The organism is Paenibacillus baimaensis, from assembly GCF_025567575.1.
The window spans coordinates 45286-72081 of sequence record NZ_JAOQIO010000034.1 but is presented as its reverse complement, the minus strand read 5'-3'; the positions used below and the strand labels follow the sequence as shown (position 1 = coordinate 72081).

Sequence of the window (26796 nt, the reverse complement as noted above, 5' to 3'; positions counted from 1 at the left end):
TAATTAAAGATGGATGACTAGCCTTTGATCGCACCGATCATAACGCCTTTGGCGAAATATTTTTGCAGAAACGGATATACAAGCAGCACAGGAATCGTAGCTACCATTATCGTCGCATACTTGATGACCTCGCTCATGTCTTGACCTTTCTGATTAACTCCAAGCGTAACCATCATGTCATCCGTGTTATTGGTGACCAGAATATTTCGTAGTACAAGCTGCAGAGGAAATAACTCCGACTTGTTCAAATAGATGGAAGCGTTGAACCAAGCATTCCAATGCCCTACACCGTAGTATAGAATCATGACCGAAATAACAGGCATGGACAAAGGGATAATAATCCGGAATAAAATGACCCAATCACCTGCACCATCAAGCTTTGCGGATTCCTCCAGGCTCTCGGGGATTGATTGAAAATAAGTTCTCATAATAATCAAATTCATCGTACTGATCAACCCCGGCAAAACCATGGCGCCCATCGTATTTAAAAGTCCCACACCCTTTATCATCAGATAAGTCGGGATCAGGCCTCCGCTAAAAAACATCGTAAACACGATAAACATCATGATGTAATTTCGCAGCAAGACACCTTTCCGGGAAAGAGCATAAGCCATTAAAGCCGTCACGACGATATTTAGCGTAGTTCCGACAACAACGTAAATCAAGGTGTTTCTGTAACCGGATAAGATTAACGGATTGTTTAACACAAGCTTGTAGGCTTCCCATTGAATGCCGCGTGGAAACAGCAGCAGACCGCTATGGGCCGCAAGCTCCGAAGGGCTGCTGATGGAAGCAAACGCTACGTATAAAAATGGATATAATGTCGCAATCGTGAGTAGGCAGAGGATTATGACGTTTCCCACATCAAAGGTAACTTCACTTAAATTTCTTTTCATATGTTTCATCTCCTGAAAGTTTCGCTTTAGCGAAACTAGCATCGTAAGCATATACCGAGTTTTGCGCAGCAAGACTTGCATCGTAAGAACCGCTTACCATAAGCTGGAGTCCGAAAATTTCCGGCTTAATTTATTGGCCACAATCAGTAAGATAAAGTTAATGAGCGAGTTGAACAAACCGATCGCTGCACTATAGCTATAGTTGGCATCGACAATTCCTTTTCTATAAACAAAGGAAGAAATAACGTCCGCCGTCTCATAGGTCGATGGGTTGTACAGCAGGATGACCTTCTCGAATCCCACATCCATCATGTGGCCGATTCTCAGAATGAGCAATATGATGATGGTCGGCATGATCCCCGGCAGCGTCACGTTCAATGTCTGCCTCCACCGGCCTGCACCGTCCATTTTTGCTGCATCATACAACTCCTGATCGATGCCTGACAATGCAGCCAAATAGATGATGGAGCCCCAGCCAATCTCCTGCCAAATGCTGGAACTGACGAAAATCGAACGGAACAGTTCCGATTCCATGAGCAGATTTCCCCTGCTGCCGCCAAACCAAACGATGATATCATTGAACAAGCCATTTTTGGAAGAAAAATCAATGATCAAACCGCTTATTACCATTACGGAGACAAAGTGCGGCAAATACGTTAATGTTTGCACCGTTCGTTTAAACCAATGCTTCCTTAATTCATTTAATAACAAAGCTAACAGGATCGGTGCTGGGAACCCGAATACCAGTGAATACAAATTAATTAACAGGGTATTTTTGATGATTCGTATAAAATAATAGCTGTTAAAAAAATCTTGAAAATGTTTAAATCCTACCCAATGACTGCCCCAAACACCTGCTGCCGGGGTAAACTGTTTAAAAGCGATCGTAGCTCCATACATAGGAATATAATGAAAAATGAGATAATATAAAATACCTGGAAGCATCATTAGGTAAATATATTTGTTCTTTATCATATCCTTGTAGAGAATGTGAATGATTCTGGACAGCACGTGCTGCTGACTTAAAGCATCCTTGCCTGCTTCATTGCGGTTTAAACTCATACCCTCGCTCCTCCATTTCCTGATTTATTGGTGCTTGACGCTTATCATAGAGGAGCAGTAGCAGCAGGTAAAGAATCAATACTTCAAATCGTTGATTATATTTGCGAAAAACGATTATATAAATTTCATTATCATTTCTTATGGTGGTTATGAATTCTTTTCCCTGTATTCACCAGGTGTCATTCCGACGTATTTTTTAAAATTTCGAATCAATACCACATTGTTTGAATAGCCTACTCTCGCTGCTACCTCTTGAAGTGATATCGATTGTTCAACTAAAATCTTTTTAGCGGCATCAACTCTTAGCTTGTTTACATAATTCAAGAAATTTTCTCCTACCTGTTCTTTGAAAAATCCAGATAAATAACTGGGGCTCAATTTAATAATACTGGCTACCTTTGTCAAGCTGATATCGGGATCCATATAATATTCCTGGATATAAGCGATGATGCGATCCTCCAACTGATGGCTGTGTCTTTTTTTATCCTCATGGATATGTTCGCAGATTTGCTCGTATATCCACAAAAGCGTTCCCTGCATTTCCTGTATGGTACGACTGGAAATAAGCAATTCGTAAGGCTGTGGGCCTTTGTCAAAAATATTTTCGTACTCCGTAACCGATGAATTCAGCACCTTAATGGACGTCCCCATCATATCAAAGAACAGACAGCGGGCCATTTCCAGTGGCAATTGACTGGATACAAAATTCATTTCATATACATCATTCATGATTTCACGAACTTTTTTTATATCGCCATGTTTGATGCTGCTGATGAGGAGCTCCTCTGTCTGTATCGGATATATATAAGTTTGCGGCTTGTGCTTGGCTTTAATTTCATCAAAGGTTATGACACTGCTATACCCTCTAATGATTTGATACTCCATTGCACGGAATGCTTCCTGATAAGATCGATAGACCCCCTCCAGCTTTTCATGAACACCCCCGATACTAATCGTAATCGTATTGTTAAATTTAACTCCAATAAACTCTAAGGCTTTAGCAGCTGCATCTTGTAAATTTATTCGAACCGTAACGTTATCATGGGCTAAGTTGATCAACAACCCTACCCGATCGATATCCAAATCTACGACATACGATTGTCCCAATTCCCTGCCCAAATGCTCCAGCACGTTACTAATTACAAATTTAGATAAGTTGCGTTCCTTAAGCTTACTTTCGTGATATTGATCGACATGAACTAAAAAGACGCAGAAATAGGGAGCATTAAATTCAATCCCGATGTCTTCAAGAGAATTTTCCTCGGCTGTGATGTTGCCTTTCATCAAGGTTAAGAGCATATTGGAGCGTAAAACAGGCATCTGTCTTTGCATGGCTTGTAAAAAATACTCTTTCTCCTTAAAAGCCGTATCGGCAGCCCATTCTATTACTTTAAGCTCATTAGCTGCATCGGCTGGAGCCGCTTCCATCTTTGCCTGGAAACTATCAGCCAATTTTTTGATCGGATCGTATTTTCCTTTGGTAAGGATAAAGGCAAGGATAATCCCGGCTGTAATTAAACCAAACGTTACAAGAATGACTAAATCCGTAATTCGTTTTAAATCATTTTTTATGAATTCAACGGATGTAATCGATACATATTGCCTTTCACGGTAGGAGGAACGAATACTGGAAACAAGAAACTGTTGATTCTTCACTTGTATACCTGAACTTTGCTGATGGATCAGTTGTTCCTTAGGCACGGAAGATAACAAGGTCTGGTCCCCTAACCCAAGCAATTTATTACCGGAATGATCCAATACATAAAGATTGCCAAACGCCGACGGTCCGTCTGAAAGAAGCTCTTCTACCTTCTTTGCATCAATGGTTACCACGATGGTTGCTACCGGTTGTTTGATCGACCCTTGATATACGGATTGGAGCAGACAAATGACGCTGCTTGGGGCTGAGGCATCGCTAAGTGTGAGTTGAGCCGCTCTATATTCAAAGTTGTGAACTTGATTGAGCGAATATTTCCAGTCTTCCGACCCCCAGTCCACATACCGATATACATATTTATAAAAATCATCCACAGTCGATTTTGCAGATTCGGTTACAACTGAACCCGATTTCGGAAAATATATATAAACGCCGTCAATAAAGCTGTTGGTTTTCTTATATCTGGCTAAACTTTCAATCAACTTGCTCATATTGTATTTATCCACAGCATCCATATTCTCCGTTACATTAATAAATCGTTGTACTTGAGTATCCAAAGAAAGGTTCATCGTCATTTCCTCAATACTTTGAAGCCGGTCATCTAAAACCCTTTGGGATTGTTTTAATAAAGAGAGATTATAGATTTCTGTTTCTTTATTTATCAGATTGGAATATTGCACGTAACTAAATGTTTCAATTAATAACGGGATAATGAGCATAAGCAAATAGGAAAACAAAATACTCGAATACATCGTACGGCGATAAAACCATTTACTTAATATGTCCATAACTATCTTCCTCGCTGTGCTGATTTACTTAACTAAACCTTAAAGACCAACCCCTGATTCTGGGATTGGTCTTACGTATAGCTTTGTAGGTTATAACGATCGTGAATACGACTTAATTAAATTAAGATACAACCCGAATTTCATAGCTTGCGTCTTTCACGGTTGCAAACTCGGTTTCTCCGGATGACCGCTTGCTTACTGCAACCGGCTGTCCGTCATGAGTAATCTCAATCTGCAGCGGTGTTTGGACGGTACAGATGCCTCCTGCAAGAGAAAGAATATTTGCAAGCTCCAGATGATTATGCTGCCAACGGATCGAAACCTCGTATCCTCCCCGTGCGCAAAGTCCTTTAACATGACCGTCAGTCCATGAGGTTGGCAGCGCTGGAAGAAGCCGAAGGACTCCTTCATGAGATTGAAGCAGCATTTCCGCAATACCGGCAGTTGCCCCCATGTTTCCGTCTATTTGGAAAATAAGCGGTGGATGGAGATCAAGCATATTATCAGCAGTACTTACTCGCAGCAGCTTCGTGATCATCTCGTTGGCTCGGTCACCTTCCCCAAACCGCGCCCACAAGCTTATAATCCAAGCCAGGCTCCAGCCAGTTCCGCCACCGCCGTATTCCAAACGGCGCTCTAATGCAACTCTTGCCGCGCTTGACCATCTTTCCTCGCGCAGAAGCTGGTGATCTGGGTAAATCCCGAAAAGATGGGAAAGGTGGCGATGGCCCGGATCGACCTCCTCATAATCCTCGTCCCATTCTTGCAACTGTCCGTATTGCCCAATCTTCGGTTCGGGCAATAGACCGCAGGCATCCTTCCATTGACTTCGCAGGTCTTCATCTGTCTGTAAAATGCTGCTGGCTTCGATACACCGTTCAAAAAGCCCTTTGGCAATCTGGATATCCATGGCCGGGTCCATACAAATCCGCCCCATCTGCCCATTCGGAAGCCGGTATGAGTTTTCGGGAGATAGGGTTGGGCCGATGTGGCGATTCCCTTGTTCATCCTCGATCATAAAGTCCAAAATAAAAATAGCCGCTTCCTTCATTAACGGATATGCACGTGCGGTCAAAAATTCCTTGTCCAGACTAAAGGCATAATGCTCCCATAAATGATAGCACAACCATGCGGCCCCCATCTGCCATAAGCCAGCCCGAGCGAAATCGGTTGGCGCCGTATCTCCCCAAAGGTCTGTATTGTGATGACACATAAAACCGCGCGCATTGTACTGTACCCGTGCCGTTTCACGACCGTTAGGAAGCATCGCATCCAAATGATCGAACAACGGAAAATGCAGCTCCGACAGGTTACATATTTCAGCCGGCCAGTAATTCATCTGGATGTTAATGTTAATCGTATATTTAGAATCCCATGAAGGGACATAACTATCGTTCCAAATCCCTTGCAGATTAGCTGGAATTGTCCCCGGTCGGCTGCTGCTGATCAGCAGATAGCGACCATAATGAAAATACAGCGTCACTAACCCGAGATCTTCCTCACCGTTTTTGACCTGGGCGAGACGTTCATCTGTCGCAAGGCTATTCAGATTGTTACTCTCGTTGTTGGAAAGCGACAGCTCCATCCTGTCAAACCATTGACGATGCTCTGCGATATGCCGTTCCCGTAAACGACTGAATGATATGCCACAGGCATTCTGCAGCTCCTCCACGCAGCGTTCCCGATATGCTTTATGCCGGAAATCAGTAGACACCGCCAGAACTAAAGTGACGGCATCGGCACCTTCCATATAAATGTGGTCTCCAAGTGTCCTGCTGCTTCCTCCCTCAAGAACCGCTTTCAACTTTACGTGAAATCGTGTTCCCCATACCCCGCACTGGCCGTCCAAACAGACGGTATCCGAACCTTCGGTTTCGGTAAGAGCATCAAATTTGCGGAATAAATTAACACCACACTGGATTTGATTCGGCTGATCCGCTGTCAAACGCACGACCAACACCTGATCCGCCGCGCTGGAAAACACCTCTCTGGTATAAACGACATCACGGATACGATAACTTACTTTGGCAATGCCAGTTTCCAAGTCCAGTTCCCGGTAATAGTCAGACACTTCACTCTCCTTATGTCCCGTGAAAAACAAATTGAGCTCACCCAACGTTTGATAAGGCGGCTGGCGTCGCGAAACGCCCATCATTCCCATATCCGCCAAATCATGTGCTTCCTCAATCTGCCCCTCTGTCAGAAGACGCCGAATTTCACCAGCTGTTTGATAAGAATCTGAATTGTTACGGTTTTTCGGTCCTCTCGTCCAAACGGTATCCTCATTAAGTTGAATCACTTCTCGATTGATTTCACCATGAACCATAGCCCCGATCCGCCCATTGCCAAGCGGTAGTGCTTGAAGCCAGCGTTTGGCTGGTTTGCGGTAATACAGCTTCGTTTCCTGCTTTTGTAGGTTTGACTGCATAATAGTTCTCCCTCAATATTCATATCAATTCGTATCGTTTCCATGCACTGATCCTTTAACTTAAATGGGAAATCATATCAGTACCATTACGATGACTCTTTCAACTACACATCAGTCTATTATAAGTAGAAGGAAATCGAAGATAAATGACCAATACTGCTCTGTATTTGCACAAAAATAAGATATTTTTATTCAACGAACCCACAAAAACTTTTATTGACGCCGGACTCATTATTCCCATCCCTCTGAAAAAGACGATTCTTATTCAATTTCTGAATGAAGAATCGTCTTTTGGGTCTATCTATAGGCTCTGTATACTAGGTACGATTTGTAATTCCCTTATTCCTCATAATAAAATACTTTGGCACAATGAGGCTCCAAGCTGTTAAGTTTCATCGTATTGGTGTAGTACCCGACTTCCTCATCCGTCCAAAAATCGTAAAGCCGATAGCTTCCATCCAGGCTGATCTCGATATCTTTAGGCTGATCGCCAAAATTGAAGACACAAATGAGAGAACGATCCTCCAATTTTATTCGTCCAATCGTATAAGTATCATCGTCAAATTGGGCAGCTTTACCGGTTGGAGGCAACAGCTTCTTCAATACCTGAATATTTTTTTCAGACAGAGCTGGAATTAAGTCTCCGCTTAGGATCATCCCTCCGGATGCCAGGACAAAGGCTTTATGAAATTCGAACTCTTGATCTGAAATATCCGATTTCTTCTCAATGACTTCACCACTGATAGTCTGGTTATACAACGTTACTCTTTCGAGGACTATGACATCCGGGTCGTTATACCACAAGGTGTCGTTTTGCCAGTTACGGGGAAACAGCTCCTTCGCATTGCCACTGACATGTTTCCAGTCCCTTGCAATATCATTGGTCACCCGGTTCCCGTGAACTAATCCAAGTAGCGGCCAGAAAGGAGCATTGCACCCAAGAATAAAGCTGTCGTGGCCGACTTCATTGATAATCGCCTTCATGCCACTGCGAAATGCTTCGATTCTTGTTGCTTGTTTGTCGTAACGGCATCCTGGCAAGGCACCGTATTGCAGAAAATCCAGCTTAAAATACCGCCAGCCCCATTCATCATGCATAACCCTGACAGCTGATCTCAAATAGTTTTGGGCTTCAGGATGCGTTCCGTCCAGCATATACCATTGCTTTTCAGGCAGCTTCTTTTTCTGACCGATTCCATTGAACGGTTTGCCTTCCTGATCTTGAACCATCCAATCCGGATGCTCAAGCATCAGCTTCGACCCCGGTTCTACAATAAAAGGAGATATATAGCCGGCAGCTTCGATCCCGGTTGCCCGGATACCTTCACTAATCGTTTTGACGTCTGCTCCAAGCGTGACACTCGGAATTAAAAAGTCGCCGTCGGCTGCTGCATAGCCTCCATCAATTTGAATCCGTTTCAGTTCAGGTATTCGCCCAACCATACCGCGCGCATTCTCGTAAAGTCCCTCTGCAGTTATTGGACGAAGACAATAATAGGAACACCATCCCGTAGGGATCTCAGGATAAAGCATACGCGGGTGGTTCCGATTGAGGCATTCAGCCAATTCTTGAAAGAGCAGATCGCGATTCGCTCCAGAAGTAAACATGAATTGTTCCAATTCCCATGACTGGCCAGGCCCAAGCTCTAAATCTTCTGTATCCATAATCACTTCTATATAGGAATCTCTGAATCGAAACTCGCCGGAAAAGCGATTGCATGAAGTAAAGGCCATCAGCAGGTGCCCTTCATGTTGGGGAGACAATGCCAATAGATTGTATACCGTCCATAAGTTCTCATGAAACGGAGTTTCGGGAACTCGGAAGAAGTCCCGATCTTTTCCGTAAGCCCCGATCACATAGGGGGAAGAAAGCGTCCCTCCGTATTGAGTTAGCATTTGGAAGCCCTCACCGTAAAATGGAGTATCGGGGGCGAGCGGCATATCCCCAGAAAATAGTACTACCTCTCTAATCCGCAGTGAATGATCGGACTGATTGACAACTTTAGCGCTTAAAAAATTATTCACCCATGCTTTCTCTACAGTGACATCACGGTCAGCAGCTGTTGTGCAGTCGGAAAGTCTGACACTGGATTTGTTTTTTTTCATATCGTCCAAATTTAGCATATTGAGCCTCTTTCATTCCATTGATTTCACAACCTTCGAATATAGCCTTTAGCCTTCAGTCTGATCTACAAAGTTAAGCATACACCTCTCCCAGTGCCTCTTCCACGGAAAGCATTTTGCCCATTCTCGACGATACGGCTGCAGCATGCACCAAACTTTGTGACTTCAAATAATCTCTTCCGTTTGGTCTTGGCTCACGCTTCTCTTTCAAAGCAGCGAGAAATTCATCGATCGACAACGTGTTTCCGACCCCGTCGAAGGTGTACACTTCATCGGCCTTTCCTTCCTTCATCAGCTGCACTCGGTTGCTCGTTATCACAATCGCGCCTTCCGCGCCTTCGAAACGCCAATCTCCATACCATTCGGTCAGTTTTCCTTTGGCCATCATGTTGCCGTGATAATCCACGACCGTCCCTCCGTCAAGCTCCATCCAAGCGCTAAGGTGGATCGTCGTCGTCTCCGTCCAGCTTCCGGGCGGATTGCTGTTCATGGCGAACACTTTCATTGCTTCCTGACCGGTAAAATAACGGATCATATCGAAATGATGAATCGTGACATCTTCCAGCAGTCCGTTTGCCAGCTGACCGAAATAAGGAACGGGTACGACATGATAACGGTCGAATTCGATGTGTACCGATGACAAATGTCCGATGACGCCGCTGTCTAAAAGCTCCTTCGCCTTCAGCACCGGGGCGAAGAATCGGTAGTTCTCGGAAATCATGAACGGGATGTTTTTCAACTCGGCCTGGCCGACAATATATTGTGCATCCATAATATCGTTCGAAATCGGCTTCTCGCAGAGCACAGGCAGGCCATGCGCGAACGCGATCCCGTTAATCACTGTGTGAATGTGAGGAGGCGTAACATTAATGACGAAATCGGGGCGCTCGCTGATGATCGCATTCTCCAAAGACGAATAGAACGGGGTTTCCGGATCGATCGTTTCCCGCAGCTGAACGTTTGCTTCAACAACGCATACCGCCTGCACGCCCACATGATGTCTTAATCTCTTGTACCACCCTGAACCGAAATTTCCTAAACCGACCAGAACCGCCTTCATAGTGCTCATCCTCTCTTCGCTTCTTTATATTTGATTTTTGTTTCGGGACGGTCCGGCATGGCACCAAACGACGACAATGGGATCTTCCACGCTTGAAGTAAGATGATGATCCTCTCCTGGCTCAATAATGACGACATCTCCCGTCTTTACTGGGTAAAAGTGCTCTTTATTGATTTCAACCACGCCCTTTCCTTGCAGGATCAGGAAAGCTTCGCAATCCTCATGCACATGATAGTCGATGCCTCCCGGACCGTCGTTCGTATGAGCGCGTGCGCCCGGCTTCTCGAAGGCAAGTCCGCCGTAAGAGATGTAATCCCCCGGCATAATATCCTTCAATATATGTCCTTCTGTAACGTCGGCTAGTTGGTTTAAACGAAATTGTTTCACTGAATATCACTCCTAATGGTTATTTAATGGATTTATTGAATCGATCACACTGCAGCCGTTTCACATCTTCAGGGTGATATTGCAACGGTATAAGTAGTTCCTTTATCTGTTTCAAATTCCAGCAATGAAGCCTTCGAGACCATCTGCACATGATCTCCTTGATGTACAACAAGTTCACGTTCGCCCCAAGGGTTTCTCAGCCGGCATTTGCCGCCTAGTGTGGACTCGATCTTCACGAACTCGATAACTCCTTTACAGATTTCGGATGTTACCTTAAAGCCGCCATGGCACCAAAGGGAAAATTCAGCGTCCCAATCTTTCGGGCATGCCGGGAAAACGTTGATGACCGACTCTTTGCCGGGTCCTGCCGGCTGGCTCTGACAGAGCGCATATTGCAGACCATTAGCCGAATTGCCGATCCTCTGCGCACTGATGGCATTGACTCCTTCCCGAACGGTCAACCGGTTATCGTAAAATTTGACTCTGCCGGTATCTGCATAATAGCAGTATTCTCTGTCCGCATTGATGCATTCCAGCTGTGCCAATACTGCTTGTTTAAACTCCTCTGCAAGCCCCATACCCGCCAACATCGAGGCAACAGATGACATTTCTGTCGCAGCCTTACCCCAATCCTCTCCCAAGAGAGCCTCCTGGTATTTTAAAGTCGATTTGCCGGTCTCAAACCATTCCGGATTGTCATACGCCGTTTCCAAGGAACAAAGGTTCAAATACCGCATGGGATCCGTAGCAATGTCGCTTCTATTATCGAGTACGTCACCTATTGCACCCACCCATACAGCAGGCTCATCATCTTTCGTCTTGAAAACAGCCTCCGGGTGATCGCTCTTAGGAAGGGGGGCCAGATTACTATAAAACTCTTCCCATACCGGCCTCATCTCTGGATCCATATCTAACACTTCGGCAGCTTTCAGCATAACAGGCATAATGCCGTGCAATGCTGCCGTGCTCTGGATTGTATCCTTGCCGCCGATATATTTTTCTCCACTGATCGTGTTGTACATATGATATTTGCCGTCATTGTCTTTTCGTAGATGGGGATAATTCCGCATGAACTCGACGGCCCCTTTGATCATCGGATACGCTCTGTCTCTTAGCCAGGCCAAGTCCTTTGTATACTCGTAATAGTTCCAATAGTGATAAGCGATGCCGGCAATATTAGCGAACATATGAGATGTTGAGCCGAAGGGGCCCCAGCTTTTATCCGTATAAACCAAGTTGCCGTCGACCCATGATTCATGACCCTTCCAATTCCATCTGCTTTCATGCGGATGCTTATTATGCGCGTATTGTTTAAACCGTTCAGATCTTTCCTCCCAAGGCTTCCGTAGCAAATAGAGTTCTCTCATCTCTGTAGCGATATCTTCCGGTAGTTCATCCACACCGTTAAACCATACCGTTTCAGGGATGTAGATACCCTTGCTCCCCCATTGCTGTTCGGCCGCTATTGCGCAGGAATCGTACATCCCGGTATACATGCTGAAATACGGCTGCATGAGCTCATAATGGCCCGTCGCGAGGACAGCGTTATAGTAAAGTCTCAGGTTGCTCCACCACTGCATCGCTCCCCAATGCCTGAAATCCCCGCGAGGACTAAGGAGCATGCCGCCAAAATTGGGAGGATACTGGCCACCCCTGGAATTCGAAGCCATAAGATACACATAATACGTATAATGCTTTTCGAGAAACTCCGCCTTCCCATCTTCGCTGCTTAAGCGAATGTACGACTTGTGCCAAAACTCGTTCCACCATTCCTTATGCTCAGTCAGCATATTCTCATAGCCCGCATTTCTGGCGGATTCAATTTGACTTATAGCCTGATCTGCAATATCTACATTCTCGTCAAAAGTCGCGGCGCTGGCGATAAATATGTCAAAGCTTCCCGATCCGGGTTTAACACATAGACGCATCTCCGTTTCATTGGGCTGCCCCAGCACTTTACTTACCCTGAAATCACCTACGGGTGACCTGCCGCCGAACTCATCGTTCATCCGGATGACTCCGTCACGACCTTTTATCCCAATGGCAACGGCCGAAGCGCAATAATAATCTCCCTCCCTGAATTCCTGCTTTAAGATCATCATATCCTTATGCATACTTAGCTTGGAGATGGCCGAATGGCTTTTTGTCACAACTTCCGCCGGCCTGAGCATCTTCAGTTTGATGTTGATCCCCTGCGGGTTTTCCCTTTCGTCGTGCACGCTTACAGCAAACACATCGCTATGGTCATAGGCAAATGCTTCAAGATTCACTTCACTTCCCCCGATAGCTACCAATGCGTCATAAAGGCTTAGATGCTGCCGGATCGTACCGTCTTCAAAGACATCCTCACCGTAATCAACAAAATCAATATCTACAAATCCGCATGCATAACCATAATCCAAATGCCGTTGATTAAAACTGTTCGTGGAACGGTCATTAGCATAGACATCGACACGATTCACTTGGAATTTAACGGCGGATGGCGAAGTCCATATAAGAGTACCCATTCTTCCGTTCCCGATTGGCAGACCCCCTTCGCTTCTTTTAACGGTATGTTCGTAGTGCAGGTCCCCCCGCGAAACATGTTCCCGATAATTCATTATGAAGTCACTCTCCCTATTAGAGGTAGTTCAAAAAGTCCCCATTTGATCACGAAGTCTTACAATAAGCATATTCGGCATCGAATCTTGCATTCAGGCTTGAAGTCCGGTGCTCATTTAGAAACTGCCTAAAGCATATGCTTCCGAAGCAGCTTTCCTACGGAAAGCTTGTAACTCCGCTCCTCCTTCTTCACCTTCTTGCAACCTTCTCGGTGCTGAAATGACGACTTTTTGAACTTGCAATATTATTACTTTTTAAATTTCTTATACAATTCCGTATATTCCTTAATCACGTCGTTACCTCCAGCTTGCTTCCATCTGTCAAGATCCTTATTGAAACCAGCCTCGTCGATCACTCCCATAATGAACTTGATTTTGGCGTCATCAATAATTTTTTTGTTCGTAGATAACTTTTTCTTACTGTCGTCGCTGAGAATGATGCCATCCGTTACGTTTGGAACTCCGTACTGCTTGATTTCCTTCATTGCATCTTCCGCTTCTTTGGCCAATGGTGCGCCGTTATTAATGAATTGCAAGCGGGAAGCTAAATGAACGACCGGCACCACTTCTTTGTTGTATTTGGGATCGTCTACAATCTTCGGAATACCGTTTTCCTCTTTGTAATGAACCCCTTCAACTCCCATCATGACGTTTTTGACCAGCTTATCATCAGCCATCTTATCGAAGAAGCTTAGGACTTGCTTCAGATCAGCTTCCGTCTTGACGCTTGATTTAGGAAACATATACATGCCTAAGAAGCCACTGCTTTTCTGAACCCGTTTTTGTCCTGTTGTCGATACGAGCGCCGGGATAATGTGTACGTCAGCACCAGGAAGGGTTTTACCGAGGTATGAGAAAGATTCGCCGCGATAATTTTCAGCGATATTCCCTCTTATGCCGATTTTCCCTTGATTCCAATCGTCCGATACTTTTTGTCCGGGTACCGTTGCGAAGTCCTGGTTCAAAATCTTTTCATCGTACAGCTTCTTCATGAATTTCAAATAATCCATATATTCTTTCGTGCTGAAATCGGGAACGACTTCGTTATTAATGTACCCCCAGTTATTCGGTGCACCGAACAAGAGAGGGAAGGTATAGGTTCCCAAATCTTTGTTTTCCGTAATTCCCCAGGTGTTCTGTTTCCCATCTTTGTCCGGATCGTTATACGTAAACGCTTTTAAAACCTTATAATAGTCATCGACAGTTTTCGGTGCTTCCTTGATTCCTACATTATTCAACCAATCCTGCCGGAAAAAAAGTACAATTCTTTCCGCGTACCGCCCTCTGTAAATCCCGTATATTTTTCCGTTGATTCTGGTATTGTTCAAAGTATCCTTGTCTAATTTGCTCAAATTGGGGTAGTCCTTCAGGTAGGGCTCGACATCCCAAAAGAATCCGTTTTGTGCGGCATTTACGATGACGGTATCCTGGGTGTTTACGACCAAGAGAGCCTGCGGCAAATCACCGGAAGCCATCGTTACATTCAATTTGTCCGTGTAATTGGAATTAAGAACCCAAGTAATATTCAATTTCGTATTCGTTACCTCTTCGATATGACGTACAACGGGATTATCTGCTGTTGGCGGTTCCGCGCTTTCGTATTGACTCATCATCGTCATTTTAAATGGTGCTGTTCCTGATGGTTCCGATTTCCCCACTGTAGTCTGATCGTTACTGCCGCTGCAACCGACCAGGGCGGAGGTGAATAACGTCGAAAGTGTAGCTGCAGTTACAAATTTTTTGAACATTTGTCTTCTCATAAGTATCAAACCCTCCATTCTAAGTTTAATAGTGCTCTTTTCAATATACAACTTACAGAGCTTACCCACTCATTCTTTGACGGACCCGAGGAGCACGCCTTTGGCAAAATGTCTTTGCAAGAAAGGATAAACGATTAAGATAGGAACGGTTGAAACAACGGTCACACTCATCTGAATCGTTTTTCCAGGCGGAATCGCTCCCTCGAATGAATTGGCGGAATCGCCTATGCCCGTTTGCGACAAAATGACGATTTGACGAAGCCATACCTGTATCGGAAATTTAGCCGAATCATTGATGTACAGCAAGGCATTAAAAAATGCATTCCAATGACCGACCGCATAAAAGAGTGTTAATGTCGCGATAGCCGGCATGGACAACGGAATGACGATTCGAAAAAGAACGTGCAAATCATTGCAGCCGTCTATTCGGGCCGAATCCTCCAATTCATCGGGCAGCTGCATAAAAAAGTTTTTCAAAATAATCAGATAAAATGCGCTAATGGCTCCCGGTATCATCAAAGATCCGTAAGTATTCAACAACCCCAGACTTTTGATAACCAAATAAGTAGGAATCATACCTCCGCTAAATAACATGGAAAAGATAACCAACAATAAAACCGGTTGACGCACACGCAAGCGTTTATTGGCGAGCGGGAATGCCATCAATGAAGTAAAAATGATATTGATGGCCGTTCCTACAACGGTAATAAAAACCGTGATCAATAATGAATGGGGAATGACATTTGAACTGAAAACATAATGGTAAGCCTCTAATGAAAATCGCTCCGGTATGAGAATGAAGCTTTTCTTGAGCGCTTCTTCCGGCGAGGCGAACGAGCCGGTGACGTTGAGAAGAAATGGAATGACCGTTACGAAAGCCAGAACAAACAAAAGAATATAATTGATGCTGTCGAACAACCTGCTGCCCCATGACCGATATAAGTACATCGCACTCTCTCCTTTCCTAATGATAAAGCGTGTTCAAAAGTGGGAGCGGAGGCCCCTCTACTTAGCAGCGGTCTAACGTTTGAACACACTCTAATAAATTCCTTCCTCGCCAAACTTCTTGGCCAAGCGATTCGTTATCAATACCAGAACGAGTCCGACTACCGCCTTAAACATGCCGACTGCGGTGCTGAAACTGAATTGGCCACCTTGGATCCCGACCAAATACACATAGGTGTCGAACACTTCACCAACTTCACGGTTCAATGCGTTGAGCATCAAAAAGATTTGTTCAAAACCATTGTCCAAAAACGATCCTAACCGTAGAATCAGAAGGATGATAATCGTACTACGAATAGAAGGTAAAGTAATATGATATAGCTGTCTCCAACGATTAGCGCCATCCATTCTGGCCGCTTCGTAAAGCTGAGGATTCACTCCGGCAAGCGCCGCCATAAAAATGATCGTTCCCCAACCCGTTTCTTTCCAAATGACTTCCAGCGTCACCATAGACCGAAACCACTCAGCGCTATCGAGAAAATGAATTTTTTCGAATCCAAGCGACTGGATCATCTCATTGATAATGCCGTCTTTAATCGAAAAAAAACTATAAAAAAAGCTCACGACAATAACCCACGAAAGAAAATGCGGAACATAAATCAACGAGACAACCACTCTTTTGTAAAACTCATGCCTGATTTCGTTCAGCATCAACGCAACAATGATTGGCAATGGGAAGAAAAAGAAAATATTATAAACGGCCAAGATCACGGTGTTCCGCATCAGCATCCAAAAATCGGGGCTGGCAAATAAATACTGAAAGTGAGCAAAGCCTACCCATTCACTTTTCATAATTCCGAGAAAGGGCATATAATTTTGAAAGGCTATGACCAGCCCCCACATCGGAATATATTTGAAAACTAAAAAATAAAGCACTCCCGGAAGCAGCATGAGATACAACCAACGATCCCTCTTTAATTCTTTCAAAGCCATTTTCATGATTCCGTTTGTCCCGACACCGATTCGAAGCTGCGATTTCCAAGTTGAGTTTGTTTGTGTTTTCAATTTTCAACCTCCTCTCTGCTTTCTGAATTCACAATAGCAAAGAGCTGCTCTACCCGTAAATAATCCATTCTGCATATCCCTGTTGATCATCAGATCCTCGTCCTTTTGCAATAATCCGTAGAGCACTACGCTAATGATTATCGTACGAAAAAGCACGCAGAACGTTGACTTTTCACGATAAGTAAACGTTTTTCGTGCTTTTTTACAATGCGTTAGCGCTTCAGAATTTGTCCCGATATTGCTTAGGTGTTATCCCCTCCATCTTTTTAAAATAGCGTATAAAATTTTGCGAATTGCTAAACCTCAGCTTCTCGGCGATTTCCTGCACTTGAGCATTGGTTTCAGACAACCATTTTTTAGATATGTTCAAACGGTATTGGGATAAATAATCACTAAAAGTGCTGCCCGTTTCTTTTTTGAAAATTTGTCCCAAATAATTAGGATTGTAATGAAGACGGGATGCACAAGCTTCAAGCGTCAAATCCAAATCGTATTCATCATGTATGAATTGAACCAGGGCTTTGGTTATATTTCTTTGCTGGGTTTCGCTCCGAGCCAACATTTCTTCTATAATCGGTTCAATGACGTTGTCATAAATCCAAAGCTCCATCTCATGCGCAGATTGTTGCAGCAATTGATCCAGTTGGTCGAAAAGCGGTTTTTCTTTAAATAATTTCAAAAACATCTCATCCGAGTGATGAGAAATCTTAATCAAATCAATCAGTAACAGAAAAACAAACATGGAACAATATTTGTATCCATAATGTCCCGAGTATATTTCCGCTACAAAAGAGTGAAGGGCACGCTTCGACTGATCGATGTCGTTAAATTTAATGGAATCAATGACTTCCTTTACGATAAAGGCGGGATATTTCGATGCTGCTGCTTCATCCTCTTCAAAATCAGACATATACAAGATCGCTTCACGCCCATGAGTAATCCTTGACTTTAATGCATCGACCGCCTCATGGTAAGCAATGGAAGCATGCACCGACTTGGAAAAGGGATTGCTAATTCCAATACTGACTTGAAGCTTCAAATATTGCTTAACTGTTTGCTGAATGGAACGCGATAGTAAATAGACATCCTCCTTGAAAACATCTAAGTTCTTATGCGTAACCCCAACCAAAACCACTTGAATATTATTGATAATGACAGGATACAGCACCAATAATTGTGACGCGATTTCACCTAGCATATTTTTGACGGCAAAAAGCAATAGATCCCTATCCGCCTGTCTGTAGGCTGTGCCATCCAATGTATCGATTTGCACCGTCAGCACACAATATTGATCCCAACTCACAAGGTTTCCAAATTTACTTTCGACCTCATGCTGCTTTACTTCTCCTTGAAACAGTTTAAAGGCAAAAAAATCATTTAGCTGGTTGGTTTGAATATCCAATTGGCCCTTTAATTTGTTGCTATCTTGAAAAAAGTTTTGGATGCTTGTATTTATAAAATCCATTTCATTGCTTTGCACATGGAGATTGGATTTATCATTGGAATTCAATGCGACCAATTGATATAATCGTTTGATAGGTGAATAGAGCTTTCTCGTGCCCAGAAATGAAAACACGAAAAACACACCAATCACTACAAAGCTGGTAATAAAAATAAATAATCCGATGAACCCGGAATTACGTTTTGCCTCTAATGTCGATACCATGGATAAATAAGTCCAGTTATATTTGGCGGACTGCAAGAAAATTAACGAATATTCGACACCTTTTATGTTGGTTAGAAAATCTCCTCGCGGGTTCTCTTTTTCTTTGGATTGAACCAAGCGAATGACATTATTGATATCTTCTTTATTGAGGTTATATTGCGATAAGTTTCTGATCACATTACCATTGGCTTCAATGAGGGTCATCTCACCCAAGTCTTTACTTGCCACAAGTTCTTTATTGATGCCGCTGCTGGAAATTCTGGCCCGAATGACTCCCTGGAATTTATTAAACGACGAAAAAGGAACCTTAAGCGTATATTGAAAATAGTCGGAGTTCACGTTGTTCCAGGAAGAGCTCGAAGGCGTTTGCTGGATCTGTCGAATTTCTTCAGAGCCGTAAACCTCTTGAAGCGGAAGCAATCCACCGTTACGCAAAACCCACCCTTTTTCCAAATTAATAATTTCGATGCTGCTTATAATTGAACCATGCGAATATAAAGAACTGATATCCTGAATAATATTTCTAACCTTTACATAATTATCATAGCTAATTATTTTGAGGTCATCTTCCAATATGCTTGTAAAGCTCGGTGATAGAGAAAATTGTACGATTGCGCTTTCAATAGATTGAAGAGAATTTTCTACTTGCAGCTGCGTTTGAACGAGAAGTTGTGAATTGATCTTATTAATTTTCTCATTAATTAAGTTTGTTGTTTTCAAATAGGCTATGTAACCGAGAAAAGAAACTGAAATAATGACCATTATGATATTGAAAGAGAGCAATTTTAAAAAGTAACTTTTATTTCTCATTGTAATTCTCCTATCCCCTTCGAAGTATCGGCTGTAACCCCTCAATCATACCTGATTGTCAGCGTAAAATCCTCCTTCTTTAGTTATAGGAATTCATTTTTTGGTTACGACAACGATTAACATGGAAAAACGCGGTGAGGAGTAGCTAATCCACAACCGCGTTATCACTATTGACTATGAGAGAAAGAACTCATTTGCATTTAACATTTACCGTCCTGTACGGTTTGGAGCCTTTACTCTTCAAATAGATGCCTTCATGCCGTATCTGCCGCGGATATTACAATGATCTGATTCAATAAAAACTGTCTGACAGCTTAACGGCCTTGTAAAGACTTAAGTGCTTTAACGTTCAAGAGTGTTTAAATAGGTAATTACAGAACTCTCACTAAGCGGTTTAACTACTAAGAACAAAGGTGATGTTTATGAATGATGATATAGGTGATTTGAAAAATATGATCCCGCATTTTATTCAAGTCGTACACAGAATCGTAACGCCCACGTGGGAAAATCAGAGACAGGTATGGCGCACACATTCTTTTATCCTGGTGTATGATGGTGAAGCTGTCATTGGCTGTAATGAAGAGCGGAGAGTTTCCAGAGGGGATTTGATTTATTTCAAACCTGGAATCATTTACCTCACTCGATGATTCCTATCTTCTATTCTTATGGAACTCGTCTAAACAAACGCTAAATTACGACAAAATAAGGAAGGTAGAGAAAGTGACTGCGTACATATTGGAAAATTATGCCGATAAATTAAAGCTTAAGGATTTATCCGATTACATTCAGCTCAGCCATTCCTATTTACAGGTCATCTTCAAGGAGGTTACTGGAAGCTCGCCTATTGAGTATTTGATCAATGTTCGTATTAATAAGTCCAAGGAACTGATGAAGGAAGGCTATCAAAATATTAGTGAGATCTCGGAACTGGTTGGGTTTAACGACGCGTTTTACTTCAGCCGGTGTTTCAAGAAACTGGAGGGCATTGCGCCTTCAGATTACCATAAAATAGAATTTTATCAAATCCGATTAATATAACAAAGCGACCGCTAGGTGTACTCCATACTTGCCAGCCCTTGTTCAGCAGCGGTATTCAAACTACAGCTAATACTGTCTGTTACTTCAATGGAAAAGAGGAGCTGCCAAATAGCGTTAATCATTTTATCTGATAAAAAAAAGCAGACAGCCTTATGCAACTTACGTTGCTTTAAGAATATCCGCTCACATCAGGTTTTTCTACGTTAAGACAGCCTGCGATCCTAAAATGGTTTATAACAAGATTGGAGATGGATTAATCTGATCCATATAGCTGACCACAAGCTGCATTAATATCTGATCCAAATTGGGTTCTGATAGTGACCTTGATTCCCCTTGACTTTAATATCTGAACGAACATTGTGACACTGTTTCGTTCGGATTGCCCATAGCTTTGGGGCGTCTCATCGGTCGAATTGTACGGTATCAGGTTAACATGATAGAGATGCTCCCATAATCCCCGTCCCCGCAATAAATGAGCAACAGCTTCCGCATGTTCTGTTGAATCATTTATCCCCCTAAGCAGTATATAAGCGATGTACACCTTTCTCCCCGTATGCTGTATGTGACTGTCCAACGCTTTCATTACTTCATGCAGTGGGAACCGATTATTAATGGGCATCAGTTCACTTCTCTGAGCGTCGAACGGTGAATGTAGCGAAAAGGTCAAGTTAACTTGTGGGAAGTCCTTAATCAGCCTGTATATTCCGGGCAGTATACCGATTGTAGAAACAGTAATTCGTCGATGGCCTAAGCCAAATATTTGCGGGTCAGTCAGTATCGTCAGCGCGTCAAATATATGAGGATTTGCAAGCGCCTCCCCCATTCCCATAAAAGAGACACTGTCCAAGGCATGCCCGTTCAAGTGAAAGTGCAGTAGTTGGTCGGTTATTTCATCGATTGTAAGATTTCTTTTCAAGCCGATTGTACCTGTAGCACAAAAGCTGCAACCAAACCCGCATCCACACTGGGAGGATATGCAATACGATTCCCACCCACGTTTATAACTTAACCTAACTGCCTCTATACGCTCATCACCTGCTATGGCAAACAGAATCTTGCTGACCTGATTTGATTTTTTTTCTAATACCGGTGTGACGCTGGATACATTATTACCAAGTTCATTGATCAATTCGTCACGCAATAACTTAGGTAACATGGTCATATGTTCAAATTCACCGATTCTTTGCTTAAAAATTGCGTCTGTGATTTGAAGATATCTGTAAGCTGGCTGTTTCAGGCTCGTAATTATATGCTGAATCTTTTCATATTTTGATTTTGGTTGCATTGTTTTCTCCTTTAAGCACGGAGAAAAACGCAAAAAAGCACCAGTCAACCGGAGCGTTTTTGCGTTTTACATTAACCAAACTATACTATAAAGAAATACTAAGCATTATAGAAGTTATCGCTTAGTGTATCTTTGTATAAGAGGATAAAGTTCCGGTAGCTTCTTAGTTATTTTGTGAACCATGTCGACAATCGTTTTAAAAGACAGGTTCACATTAACATCTACAACTTCCAGCATCACTTTATCCCCCCTTATCATTGGAATTTCTAAAAATAAACAAATGATAATGTAACATAAATTCTGACCACAGTCAAGATTATCATGCAGTATGTGTTGTTCTTCTGTGATAATGTCACCCTGTAACTGTTCTGAGATAATGTCACTATGGGACAGGAGACAATTACATTGAGCAAAGAAGAACTGAAGAAGGTATTTGTGGTGAGAAAAATAATTGAAGGACTTATGACCAACCATGAAGGGGCTATGGCGTTGGGGATTTCCGTCCGGCAAATCATCCGGCTAAAGAATAATTTTAAAACGGAAGGAGAACAGGGCATTGCCCACAAAAATAGAGGAAGGAAGCCCATCGGATGGTGAAATTGCCTGCATGAAGTAATTCACTCGCTCTTTCCATACGATAATTGATAACATAATCGATTGGACGGAACCCCGTATATTTATGAAAGAAATATGAGAAGCATTTGGGGTTCACCGCATGCATCTCAGCTAACTCGTGTAGTGTGAGCGGATTCATATAATGTCCGTTAAAGTATGCAATAGCTTCCTCTATCACGTTTTTACTTGGAGATCTCTCGATGTCTGCAACCTATCAGAACTTGATACATGATGCTTAAGAATAATTCCTTATCACGAAGTTTCCCAATCTAGCTCCTCCACGAATGATAAAAAGAAATCCATGCTTGACGGTCCTAAATTCACGCACTATGCTTTTCGGCTGGATGACTAAACGATAGCCCCCTTCTATATCGTAAGAATCGTTAGCAAATATCTCGTCTAATTTATCCAAAAATTTCATCGTGCTGCACCTGCTCCCTGGCATCAAGTCATTTGTTAATTACCGCCCATTCAGACTTTATTTTAATGACTACCTTTCCTTTGGCACTTCCGCTTTCAAGATATTGAAGCGCTAGCCCTGCATCTTTGAAATTGAATTCCTTATCAATAACGGGCTTAATGCGATCTTCTTCAATAAATTCTTTTATTACCTTTAATTGCGCTCCGCTTGGTTTCATAAAAAGGAAATGATAGCTCGTGCCGCTTTTCTTCTCAAGCGCTGTGATTTTATGGCTCACGATGGACAAAATGGCCGTCTTCATCCAACCTAATTTTGCTTCTTTTCCGAATCTTGCGTTTGGAAGGCCTGAGATGGATACTATTTTCCCGTTTGGTTTCAGTACCTGGAAAGATTTCTCCAAAACTTGTCCTCCTAAAGTATCGTACACCGCATCATATCCCGTAAGCAATTCTTCAAAATTCTGTTTTTTATAATTAATGATTAGATCGGCGCCCAGAGATTTGACCAAATTGTAACCTTTATCGCTTGCTGTGGTGGCAACATAAGCTCCCATCAATTTGGCCAGTTGGATGGCGAAGGTGCCTACACCGCCTGATCCTGCGTGAATCAAAATTTTTTGGCCTTTTTGAAGATTCAAAATATCGGAAAAGGCTTGGTATGTGGTAAGTCCGACCAATGGTATGGATGCCGCTTCTTCAAAGGTCAAGTTCCGCGGCTTCAGAGAAATATCTTCCTCATGAATAGCAATATATTCGGCTAATGTCCCGATCCTGCCTTTGCGGGGTCTTCCGTAAACTTCATCTCCGGGTTTAAATGCGTTCACCCGGCTGCCTACCTTAACTACTACTCCAGAAAAATCATTTCCTAAGATTAAGGGCATCTTATAACTTAGTAGAAACTTGGCTTTTCCTTCTTTTATTTTAAAGTCGATAGGATTTAAGCTGGCTGCATAAATTTCTACCAGCACATCATATTCTCCGATGTCGGGCGTGGGTCTTTCTGTCATAAGCAAGGGAACATTTTTTCCGTATTTCTCAATGATCATCGCCTTCATTCATATCACTCCAAATTATGATTATTGGTTTAAACATATGAACATATTACTCATAAAAAATTCTATTCTTTTTATGCTGGTCAAGATTTGGTGCATTGGGCTTCAACAGCCTCAATTAATGCCTTGAGTTGTTCAATTGGTTTGCGGATCGTCAGCATATAATAATTTTCTACGCTCTTTTTTTCAAAATTAACAAAGCCAGACTGTCTCAACACCTTCAAATGATGGGAAATGGCCGGCCTGGACAAATTGATTTGGTCCGCTATAGTATTGACATTAAGTCCGGATTTATGCTGTGCAAGCAGCAAGATAATAGCTTGACGGTTTTCATCAGTCAGTACATCCAGTATAGGAATACACTCTTTAAATTGTTGCAGAATATGCTCGGTTTGCTGACTCATGCAATCTACCCCTTCCGTTTATTCGTTTAAATACTTAAACGTAATTATAACCAACTTGTTTATAAAATCAAGCACAAACTTGAGGTATTTCACAGTTGCCTCGTCCAATCTGCCGTCCTTACGAAGGATCTTAGCGATTAGTGTTAAAGAAGCAGGAGTTTATGTGACCTCAGACGACATTCTAAGTTCAAAAAGACAGCTCCCTTATAAGGAAAGCTGCCACATTCGATTTTATCGGCCCCTAAGAATTTTGGTATTTTAAGCCTGATCCCCCCCTTGCTCACCTTGCTTCCCAGATAATGCATCCCATACGCTCATCAGTTGAGTTATCGCAGCGTCAATGGCCACGTATGGAACACAGTCCCGGGCTTGTTGCGAAATTCCTCGAAGAAATGTTTCAAATAAGGTAACCAACATGGAGATATCTGTAGAAACGGGCAACTCATCATTTGCAACTGCTCGTTCGATACAATCTTTCAGCCAACCACGGACCTTTTCTCGTTCCTTGGCTAACATCTCTTGGATGTGCTTTTGCTCTGGAGAACAGTTTACAGCGGACAAAACCAACAGACAGCCCAGAGGGTGGGAGCTTTCTGTCTGCATTCGTGCCGATCGCCGTAATCCTTGCTCAATGGCTGCTTTTGATGTCATGCTTTTATCTCTGAAACTTTCCGAAACCTGCCCATAAGTAGACATATACTGATCCACCGCTTCGCGGAACAGCACTTCTTTGGATTCGAACGCCGCGTAGAAACTTGCCGCGGATATCCCCCCCATTACAGCACGCAACTGAGCAAGTGAAGTGGATTCAAAGCCGTGTTCCCAAAACAGAAGCATCGCAGTAGCAACCGCGTCATCACGATTAAATGTGCGGGGGCGTCCCGTTCTCGGCATATGATGACCTCCTTTATTAATTTTATACTAATCGATCCAGAAGTCCTTGACAAGAGAGTGTGATTAAACTTAATATATGGAATGACCGATCCATAATTATATTTGTCTTAAGGGGGAAACTAATTTGTCTCAATTATCATCAACCACAAATGTGGTCCAATCGGCTAATATCCCTGCTCGGCTCCCCTGGCTTGCATTGTTGGCACTAGCAATGACAGGATTTATCTGTATTCTTACTGAAACCATTCCAGCCGGCTTGCTGCCGTTAATCGGGAAAGGACTGGATATTACAAAAGCGATGGCCGGGCAGCTCGTAACCCTATATGCGATTGGCTCGCTTGTAGCGGCAATTCCTTTCGCCATGGTTACAAGCGGGGTTAGGCGGCGTCCGCTGCTGCTCGCTATTATTGCAGTATTCTTGATATTTAACACCATTACCGCCTTGTCGACCAGTTATGCTTTGACACTTGCAGCTCGATTTTTTGCCGGTGTGGCTGCTGGCGCAGCATGGGGGATGATTGCCGGATACGCGCGGCGTATGGTACCAGATGCCTTAAAAGGGCGTGCTCTGGCTGTCGCGATGGTAGGTACGCCAATTGCTCTTACATTTGGAGTGCCGATTGGTACCTTGCTCGGTGACCTGATCGGTTGGCGAGCCATATTTGGACTCATGTCTTTTTTGACTCTTATATTAATAGTATGGGTGCTGTGGAAGGTGCCGGATTATCCAGGACAGCCTGCAGATCAAAAATTGACCGTCGGTCAGGTATTTGTTTTGCCAGGGATACGCCCGATTCTCATGGTGGTGTTTACCTGGATGTTGGCACACAATATTTTATATACGTACATTGCACCGTTTCTGGAGTCTTCCGGACTCTCAGAACGTGTCGATCTTGTCTTGCTAGTTTTTGGATTAGCCGCCCTTGTCTCCATCTGGATTGTTGGCCTTTTAATAGACCGTAAGCTGCGTCTGTTGGTACTGCTCAGTTTAATCGGCTTTTCGCTTGTGTCCGTTGCACTGTGGATAGGTAGCTCATCGGCATCCGTAGTTTATGCGGCAGTTGCGTTATGGGGACTTACCTTCGGTGGTGCAGCCACGCTGTTGCAAACCGCGCAAGCTACGGCAAGCGGAGAAGAAGGTGTTGATATCATAATGCCCATCAATACTACTGTATGGAATCTGGCAATCGCTGGTGGAGGCATTGCGGGTGGTGCCTTGCTGGAGCTTGTTGGTGCACAGTCTTTTCCAGGATTTTTGTTGATTCTATTGCTTGTTGCATTAAGTATAGTGTGGAGTGCGAAGAGATACGGCTTTCCTACAAAGAAATGAAGATTTATCTATAAAGAGAATCGGTCGGAATGGATATTATAGTACAGATTGAAACAAAGTTCGAAGCGGACGTTTCGCAACGCGTCCTCTCCGTCAAGTCTTTATTTAAAACATAAAAATATTCTTTTCAGTTCTACATGAATCCAGTCACTATCAGTGCGATCTCTCTTGTATGAATGGAGAGACAGCGCCAACAGCAACAAAACGATATTTCAAAGGGCTCAGCATTTTATACAGGAGCACTATTCGCAAAATTGTTCCATCGTTCAGGTTGCCGAGCATGTCCACTTGAATCCCAGCTACATCAATAAACTGAAGCTGGAAAGAGCGCAGGTGCTGCTTCGAAATACGGATATGAAAAATGATCGAGATCGCCCAAGCCGTAGGCTTCGAGGATTCAACCTATTTTGCCAGCATCTTCAAAAAATATTTTCAGGTATCCCCTAGTGAATTTCGTCAAAACCAGAGGCTCAATGGGTTTAGTGATAATATCCCTTAATGGGATCATTT

20 protein-coding genes and 1 pseudogene are annotated in these 26796 nt (G+C 43.2%); 5 read left to right on the top strand and 16 right to left on the bottom strand.

Annotated features, from left to right (window positions below; translation table 11 throughout):
* Nucleotides 1-17: 17 nt before the first annotated feature.
* The 12 genes from OB236_RS11395 to OB236_RS11340 form a co-directional block, all read right to left on the bottom strand.
* Nucleotides 18-896: a carbohydrate ABC transporter permease gene (locus OB236_RS11395; protein ID WP_262684110.1), complete on the bottom strand. Its 879-nt coding sequence runs from the start codon at nucleotides 894-896 to the stop codon at nucleotides 18-20.
* A gap of 93 nt (nucleotides 897-989) precedes the next feature.
* Nucleotides 990-1871 (bottom strand): ABC transporter permease, encoded by an 882-nt coding sequence (locus OB236_RS11390; protein ID WP_262684242.1) that lies wholly within the window; start codon nucleotides 1869-1871, stop codon nucleotides 990-992.
* Between the two features lie 234 nt (nucleotides 1872-2105).
* Nucleotides 2106-4403 carry a helix-turn-helix domain-containing protein gene (locus OB236_RS11385; RefSeq protein WP_262684109.1) on the bottom strand — a complete coding sequence of 766 codons (2298 nt, stop codon included), beginning with the start codon at nucleotides 4401-4403 and terminating at the stop codon, nucleotides 2106-2108.
* Nucleotides 4404-4524: 121 nt separating this feature from the next.
* Nucleotides 4525-6831, bottom strand: coding sequence for a glycoside hydrolase family 95 protein (locus OB236_RS11380; RefSeq protein ID WP_262684108.1), 2307 nt, complete (start codon nucleotides 6829-6831; stop codon nucleotides 4525-4527).
* A gap of 339 nt (nucleotides 6832-7170) precedes the next feature.
* A complete protein-coding gene (locus OB236_RS11375; RefSeq protein WP_262684107.1) occupies nucleotides 7171-8955 on the bottom strand; it encodes a glycoside hydrolase family 36 protein in 1785 nt (594 codons plus the stop codon).
* A 73-nt stretch (nucleotides 8956-9028) separates the two neighbouring features.
* Nucleotides 9029-10024, bottom strand: a complete 996-nt coding sequence (locus OB236_RS11370) for a Gfo/Idh/MocA family protein (RefSeq protein ID WP_262684106.1) — start codon at nucleotides 10022-10024, stop codon at nucleotides 9029-9031.
* A 15-nt stretch (nucleotides 10025-10039) separates the two neighbouring features.
* A complete protein-coding gene (locus OB236_RS11365; protein WP_262684105.1) occupies nucleotides 10040-10402 on the bottom strand; it encodes a cupin domain-containing protein in 363 nt (120 codons plus the stop codon).
* Nucleotides 10403-10470: 68 nt separating this feature from the next.
* A complete protein-coding gene (locus OB236_RS11360) occupies nucleotides 10471-13002 on the bottom strand; it encodes a glycosyl hydrolase family 95 catalytic domain-containing protein (RefSeq protein ID WP_262684104.1) in 2532 nt (843 codons plus the stop codon).
* A 248-nt stretch (nucleotides 13003-13250) separates the two neighbouring features.
* A complete protein-coding gene (locus tag OB236_RS11355) occupies nucleotides 13251-14762 on the bottom strand; it encodes an extracellular solute-binding protein (RefSeq protein WP_262684103.1) in 1512 nt (503 codons plus the stop codon).
* Nucleotides 14763-14831: 69 nt separating this feature from the next.
* Nucleotides 14832-15710 (bottom strand): carbohydrate ABC transporter permease, encoded by an 879-nt coding sequence (locus tag OB236_RS11350; RefSeq protein WP_262684102.1) that lies wholly within the window; start codon nucleotides 15708-15710, stop codon nucleotides 14832-14834.
* A 90-nt stretch (nucleotides 15711-15800) separates the two neighbouring features.
* On the bottom strand, nucleotides 15801-16706 hold the full coding sequence (locus OB236_RS11345; RefSeq protein ID WP_076234449.1) for an ABC transporter permease: 906 nt from the start codon (nucleotides 16704-16706) through the stop codon (nucleotides 15801-15803).
* Between the two features lie 286 nt (nucleotides 16707-16992).
* Nucleotides 16993-19248, bottom strand: coding sequence for a helix-turn-helix domain-containing protein (locus tag OB236_RS11340; RefSeq protein ID WP_262684101.1), 2256 nt, complete (start codon nucleotides 19246-19248; stop codon nucleotides 16993-16995).
* A 422-nt stretch (nucleotides 19249-19670) separates the two neighbouring features.
* Here OB236_RS11340 and OB236_RS11335 point away from each other — a divergent pair, with 422 nt between their 5' ends.
* The gene (locus OB236_RS11335; RefSeq protein ID WP_076234369.1) at nucleotides 19671-19895 is read left to right on the top strand and encodes a hypothetical protein; all 225 of its coding nucleotides are present in this window, start codon (nucleotides 19671-19673) and stop codon (nucleotides 19893-19895) included.
* Between the two features lie 73 nt (nucleotides 19896-19968).
* Nucleotides 19969-20286: a helix-turn-helix transcriptional regulator gene (locus OB236_RS11330; RefSeq protein ID WP_262684100.1), complete on the top strand. Its 318-nt coding sequence runs from the start codon at nucleotides 19969-19971 to the stop codon at nucleotides 20284-20286.
* 253 nt (nucleotides 20287-20539) lie between these two features.
* On the opposite strand, the gene OB236_RS11325 is transcribed toward OB236_RS11330, so the two are convergent.
* Nucleotides 20540-21571 carry a Cfr family 23S rRNA (adenine(2503)-C(8))-methyltransferase gene (locus tag OB236_RS11325; protein WP_262684099.1) on the bottom strand — a complete coding sequence of 344 codons (1032 nt, stop codon included), beginning with the start codon at nucleotides 21569-21571 and terminating at the stop codon, nucleotides 20540-20542.
* 405 nt (nucleotides 21572-21976) lie between these two features.
* On the opposite strand from OB236_RS11325, the pseudogene OB236_RS11320 reads away from it, so the two are divergent.
* Nucleotides 21977-22156: pseudogene (locus OB236_RS11320) on the top strand (helix-turn-helix domain-containing protein); the annotation flags it as partial.
* Nucleotides 22157-22635: 479 nt separating this feature from the next.
* Here OB236_RS11320 and OB236_RS11315 read toward each other — a convergent pair.
* The 3 genes from OB236_RS11315 to OB236_RS11305 form a co-directional block, all read right to left on the bottom strand.
* Nucleotides 22636-23661, bottom strand: coding sequence for an NADP-dependent oxidoreductase (locus OB236_RS11315; protein WP_262684097.1), 1026 nt, complete (start codon nucleotides 23659-23661; stop codon nucleotides 22636-22638).
* 80 nt (nucleotides 23662-23741) lie between these two features.
* Nucleotides 23742-24062, bottom strand: coding sequence for an ArsR/SmtB family transcription factor (locus OB236_RS11310; protein WP_262684096.1), 321 nt, complete (start codon nucleotides 24060-24062; stop codon nucleotides 23742-23744).
* Between the two features lie 258 nt (nucleotides 24063-24320).
* On the bottom strand, nucleotides 24321-24956 hold the full coding sequence (locus OB236_RS11305) for a TetR/AcrR family transcriptional regulator (protein ID WP_262684095.1): 636 nt from the start codon (nucleotides 24954-24956) through the stop codon (nucleotides 24321-24323).
* A gap of 211 nt (nucleotides 24957-25167) precedes the next feature.
* Between OB236_RS11305 and OB236_RS11300 the strand changes: the two genes are divergently transcribed.
* The gene (locus tag OB236_RS11300; protein WP_408638451.1) at nucleotides 25168-26286 is read left to right on the top strand and encodes an MFS transporter; all 1119 of its coding nucleotides are present in this window, start codon (nucleotides 25168-25170) and stop codon (nucleotides 26284-26286) included.
* A 361-nt stretch (nucleotides 26287-26647) separates the two neighbouring features.
* A complete protein-coding gene (locus OB236_RS40040) occupies nucleotides 26648-26785 on the top strand; it encodes an AraC family transcriptional regulator (RefSeq protein WP_408638443.1) in 138 nt (45 codons plus the stop codon).
* Nucleotides 26786-26796: the final 11 nt, after the last annotated feature.